This window comes from Autumnicola psychrophila (genome assembly GCF_031846645.1).
Lineage (GTDB): Bacteria > Bacteroidota > Bacteroidia > Flavobacteriales > Flavobacteriaceae > Autumnicola > Autumnicola psychrophila.
Genome location: NZ_JAVRHN010000029.1, coordinates 1 through 1,001, shown reverse-complemented (window position 1 = coordinate 1,001; position 1,001 = coordinate 1). Strand labels below are relative to the sequence as shown.

The window sequence follows — 1,001 nt, the reverse complement described above, 5'->3', positions numbered from 1 at the left end:
ACGGTTATCGCAAATGGCGGGTTTAATAGAAAAGAACTAAATTAGTTTCCATAACAAACCAAACCGTTACGCCGACTAATCCGCATCCATAATTCCGCGCCACTTGTCGTTAACCGGGACCGTTGGGCACAATTTATTTCGTGAGTCGAACTCAATAAGCAAAATGTTTTAAAAATAAAAAAGCCTCCCATAGTGAGAGGCTTTTCGATATTCTTTCACTTGATTACGTTTCCGAATGGAAAGAGGCTTTATCAAGCATTACAGTACAAAAATAGTGACTATATTTGTTATGAACAAGAAAATTTCATTTTAATTGGAATATAGCAAACTAGAGTATTACATTTCTCAACCAAGATTAGATAGGTTTTTACAAGCAACAGGAAACTCCAAATCAAAAGCTCAAAAGTTATATAGAATAAACCTAAGAACTTCACAAGCATTTTACCCAATCCTAAATCTATTCGAAATTGTACTTAGAAATATAATTAACTATCAAATTTCAGGACATTTTGCAAATCCAAATTGGATAATTACTGAGAAAAATGGATTTATGGATGACAACTCCTTAGGAAGATCTCGATTTTATCTTAAAAATAGTGTTCAAAAGGCTGAAAGAACTATTCGAAGAATGGGAGGTACTGTCACTGCTGGAAAAGTAATAGCAGAGCAATCTTTGGGATTTTGGACAAGTCTTTTCGATCCACATCATTATAGATTAATTGGTGGTGTAGTAATACATTGCTTTCCTAATAAACCTGCACAAGTCAATAGGAGTATACTAAACCAAAAATTAAATAATATAAGAGAGTTCCGAAATAGAGTATACCACAATGAGCCAATTTGCTTTAATGGAAATAATATAGATTTTACGGAGGCAATTTCAATTAAAGAAGAAATATATGAGCTTTTTGAATGGATTGAGCCGGACTTAGTCGACTACGTAGAATATTTCAATGGAATTGAAGCAAAAATAAATTCGGCAAATAGTATATAAACTGTGC

At 33.0% G+C, this 1,001-nt stretch carries 1 protein-coding gene; it reads left to right on the top strand.

Features of this window, described 5'->3' with window-relative positions; all coding sequences use genetic code 11:
• Window positions 1-313: 313 nt before the first annotated feature.
• Complete coding sequence (locus RM541_RS17355; protein ID WP_311501395.1) at window positions 314-994, top strand: hypothetical protein; 681 nt, start codon at window positions 314-316, stop codon at window positions 992-994.
• Window positions 995-1,001: the final 7 nt, after the last annotated feature.